This is a genomic window from Flavobacterium sp. (genome assembly GCF_036515215.1).
In the GTDB taxonomy this organism is placed as follows: Bacteria; Bacteroidota; Bacteroidia; order Flavobacteriales; family Flavobacteriaceae; genus Flavobacterium.
This window is the reverse complement of the sequence record NZ_DATBVQ010000143.1, coordinates 1-4,261: the sequence shown is the minus strand read 5'-3', so window position 1 is coordinate 4,261 and position 4,261 is coordinate 1. Positions and strand designations below refer to the sequence as shown.

Genomic DNA, 4,261 nt, shown 5'->3' with positions numbered 1-4,261 from the left:
CGAAGATTCTTTAGTACTCAAAGAATTTAAAAAAGGAGTCGGATTCTCTGTTAACATAGGATACACGTTTTAAAAACCGCAACAAAAAAGAGCTGATAAAGCTCTTTTTTTTGTTCCTCTTAGTAGCATAAACTTTACATCAAATTCACTGTTATATAATACTTTAGTAACAATTACATAACTAAATTTCAGCAGTTCGGAAATATCTTTGACATAAATAAATAACAAAAAAAATCATAATTTTAAATTATTAAAAATGAAAAAATTAGTATTCAGCCTTGCCTTATTAAGCGTAGTTTTTACAAGTTGTACTTCAAGTGACGACGATGTAGTAACTACACCTCCAACCGCAACAGGTGATATTACAGGTGATATTACAGCCTCAAAAACATACGCAAAAGGTACTTATGCATTAAGCGGTACGGTTAGAGTAAAAAGTGGTGCTACACTAACTTTTGAAGCCGGTTCAGTCGTTACTGCTGATGCATCAAACGGTACAGATGCTTTGTTAGTAGAAAACGGAGGGAAATTAAATGTTTCAGGGACAGCTGCTGAACCAGTTGTATTTACTGAAAAGTCAAAAACTGCAGGTTCTTGGGGTGGTATAATCATGTTTGGTGATGCTCCAATTGTTTCCGGAAAAACTGCTGACGGAACCCCTATTACTACCGCAACTTCTGAAGATGGGACAAACATTGTTTATGGTGGTACAAATTCAACTCATAATGGTGGATCTTTAAAATATGTTCGTGTAGAATATGCAGGTAAAAAAATCTTGGACGGAAACTCTGAAATGAATGGATTTTCATTCTACGCAGTAGGTTCAGGGACAGTATTAGAAAACTTAGTTTCATACAAAGGAGCTGATGACGGATTTGAATTTTACGGAGGAACGGTAAGTGCTAAAAACCTTATTTCTTACGGAAACACTGATGATTCTTTTGACTGGCAAGACGGATGGCAAGGTCAAGCAAACACTAACTGGTATGCTTATCAAACTGGAGCTGGAAATTTTGGAATGGAAATCGAAGCAAAAAGTGTAAACAATGCATTCGGCCCAAAAGTATCGAACATCACTTTAAGAAGAGCAGCCGGAACAGTTACTGAAGCTGGTAACCCAACAGAAATAGACGCTATCCAATTCAAAAAAGAAGGAAACGGAGAATATTCTAATATTGTGATTTCAGGTTACACAACTGCTAACGCTACTTCAGTAAGAATACAAGATGCAGCTACAAACACAAATCAAGTTCTTACTGGGAAAATAAAAATGCTAAATGTAAAAATTGCCGACAACACTACTTTATGGGGTGCTGGTGCATCTACTTTTACGCTAGCGTTCCCAACTGCTAACTTCACAACAAGCACAACAGCAACCGGAGCAGCTCTGACTCCTGGAGCTTGGGCTATTGTTGATGGTGTTAATTTATTAGGGAATTTGTAACAAACAGTCTTTTACTTTATATCAAACATCCTGAGCAATCAGGATGTTTTTTTTTGGTATGCTTTTTGAAATATATTTTGTATATTTACTAATCAATATCAAGCTAATGACAAAAAATTACTTTTATAGTGCAATCTTACTGGTCTTTTTCTTTTCCTTGAGCCTCAATGCTCAAGACTTAAAGCAACAACCAAAACCACAAGAAACTTCCGTTATCGAAGGTCTCAACTTGTACCCAAATCCCGTGAGCAATGGCAAAGTGTATATTTCCACCAAAAACGATTCAGAAAAAGAAATAATTATTTTTGATCTTTTAGGAAAAAAAGTACTTCAGACATTGATTAGTTCAAGAGAACTAAATGTATCGAATCTTAACTCTGGTGTTTATATCATAAAAATTACCGAGGACAACGCCTCAGCTACCAGAAAACTTATTGTAAGATAAAAATTACTTCGTAAAATAACCCTAAAGCTCCAAGTCAAATTGGAGCTTTTTTATTTGAAATTACGAGGCGTTTAAAAAACCGAAAGGATTATTAAAATTTATACCTTTGCAATAAAAATTTTTGATCACTGACACTACCATATTTTCCATTTCGAGTCAAAAGCAATTTGAAAAAATAGCCTTAAAAGTGTTCCGTTTCCAATATGAAAACAACTTGGTCTACAAAGAGTTTTGCGACCTATTAAAAACAGATGTGCCAAAAGTAAAATCACTGCAGCAAATCCCGTTTTTACCCATTCAGTTTTTCAAAAGCCACAAAGTGGTTTCCAATACAAATGCAATTGAAGCCACCTTCACCAGCAGCGGTACCACTGGGACAAATACGAGCAAACATTTAGTAACTGACACTTCCATCTATGAAGAAAGTTATCGACAAGGGTTTTCAGAATTTTATGGAAACATAGAAGATTATGTCGTTTTGGCATTACTCCCTTCTTATCTCGAACGGGAAGGTTCCTCATTGATTTACATGGTAGAAGACTTGATTAAACTATCAAACCATTCCGATAGCGGTTTTTACCTGCACAACCATGACGAACTGATCGAGAAACTTATCGAACTGGACCAATCAGGCCAAAATGTAATCCTTATTGGCGTTACCTACGCACTATTGGATTTGATCGAAAAGCAGTATTTCCAATTACAGCATACCATCATCATGGAAACCGGAGGCATGAAAGGCAAACGCAAAGAAATGATTCGCGAAGAACTGCACGAACAACTATGTGAAGGTTTTGGAGTATCAATGATACATTCTGAATACGGAATGACCGAATTACTTTCTCAAGCCTATTCTTTAGGAAACGGCGTATTTGAATGTCCTTCCTGGATGCAAATTCTTGTCCGTGATAGCGAAGACGCTTTAAGCTACATTCCGCAAGGAAAAACAGGCGGGCTGAATGTAATCGATTTGGCCAATATCAACTCCTGCTCTTTTATTGCCACTCAGGATTTAGGCAAAAAAAATCCCAACAACTCTTTCGAGGTATTGGGACGTTTTGATAATTCTGATATTCGTGGTTGCAATTTGATGGTTTTATAAAAGTTGATTCAGTTTAAACAATTCTCACAACAAAATAATTCTTCTTTCCGCTTTGCAACAACACAAATTGGTTGTTGATCAGATCTTTTGTTGAAAGCACAAAATCTTCCTTCACCTTTTCTTTATTAACAGAAATTGAATTGGCAGTCAAAGCACGTCTTGCTTCACCATTCGACTTAAAGAACCCTGTCTTTTCATTCAAAACAGTGATGATATCGATTCCCGCTTCAATTTCGTTTCTTGCTATTTCAGCCTGAGGTACCCCATCAAAAACTTCTAAGAAAGTGGCTTCATCCAGTTGTTTTAAATCCTCGGCTGTTGCATTTCCAAACAAGATATTGGACGCTTTAATTGCTTTTTCTAGTTCTTTCTTCGAATGTACAAAAACGGTCAATTCTTCGGCCAATATTTTTTGCAAAGCCCTCATATGGGGAGCTACTTTATGCTCTTCGATCAAATTATCGATTGTATCCTTGTCTAAAAATGTAAATATCTTAATGTACTTTTCCGCGTCCACATCAGTGGTGTTCATCCAAAACTGGTAAAATTTATATACCGAAGTCTTGTCAGCCGTCAACCAAACATTTCCACCTTCTGATTTCCCGAATTTTGTCCCGTCGGCTTTGGTAATCAGCGGGCAAGTCATCGCGTAGGCCTTGGCTTCTTCGCCTACATTCATACGACGCACTAATTCCGTTCCAGTGGTAATATTTCCCCATTGGTCAGAACCGCCCATTTGTAACAAACAGTTGTATTCTTTATGCAAATGATAAAAATCGTATCCTTGGATTAACTGATAGGTAAATTCCGTGAAAGACATGCCCTCGCCTTCACCTGACAGTCTTTTCTTGACAGAATCCTTGGCCATCATATAATTCACCGTAATGCGTTTACCCACATCACGAGCAAAATTAATAAAGGATAGGTTTTTCATCCAGTCGTAATTATTCACCAGAACTGGCGCATTTACATCCTTCGAATTAAAATCAAGAAAACGGGACAACACCTTTTTTATTCCCTCAACGTTACGGTCTAAAGTCGCTTCGTCCAACAGGTTTCTCTCATCCGATTTTCCAGAAGGGTCACCGATCATTCCCGTGGCTCCACCAACCAATGCAATTGGCTTATGTCCGAAATTTTTCAAATGAACCAGAAGTATGATTGGCACCAAACTCCCAATATGCAGAGAATCTGAGGTTGGATCAAAGCCTATATAAGTCGTCGTCATTTCTTTTTGAAGTTGTTCTTCGGTTCCAGGCATGATGTCGTG

At 37.3% G+C, this 4,261-nt stretch carries 4 protein-coding genes; 3 read left to right on the top strand and 1 reads right to left on the bottom strand.

Annotated features, from left to right (window positions below; genetic code table 11):
• Window positions 1–256 precede the first annotated feature (256 nt).
• The 3 genes from VIH09_RS09925 to VIH09_RS09915 all read left to right on the top strand — a co-directional run bounded on the left by VIH09_RS09925 (window position 257) and on the right by VIH09_RS09915 (window position 2,991).
• The gene (locus VIH09_RS09925) at window positions 257–1,444 is read left to right on the top strand and encodes a hypothetical protein (protein WP_331580469.1); all 1,188 of its coding nucleotides are present in this window, start codon (window positions 257–259) and stop codon (window positions 1,442–1,444) included.
• A 106-nt stretch (window positions 1,445–1,550) separates the two neighbouring features.
• Window positions 1,551–1,889, top strand: a complete 339-nt coding sequence (locus VIH09_RS09920) for a T9SS type A sorting domain-containing protein (protein WP_331580467.1) — start codon at window positions 1,551–1,553, stop codon at window positions 1,887–1,889.
• 121 nt (window positions 1,890–2,010) lie between these two features.
• Entirely contained in the window at window positions 2,011–2,991 is a 981-nt protein-coding gene (locus tag VIH09_RS09915; protein ID WP_331580465.1) for an acyl transferase, read from the top strand.
• A 13-nt stretch (window positions 2,992–3,004) separates the two neighbouring features.
• Here the strand turns inward: VIH09_RS09915 and tyrS are convergent.
• The coding region (gene tyrS, locus VIH09_RS09910) for a tyrosine--tRNA ligase (protein ID WP_331580464.1) at window positions 3,005–4,261 on the bottom strand (1,257 nt) is incomplete at its 5' end.

Excerpts from the sequence above, each read along its gene's own strand:
- VIH09_RS09925 (WP_331580469.1), top strand. The coding sequence starts at position 257 with ATGAAAAAATTAGTATTCAGCCTTGCCTTATTAAGCGTAGTTTTTACA.
- VIH09_RS09920 (WP_331580467.1), top strand. The coding sequence starts at position 1,551 with ATGACAAAAAATTACTTTTATAGTGCAATCTTACTGGTCTTTTTCTTT.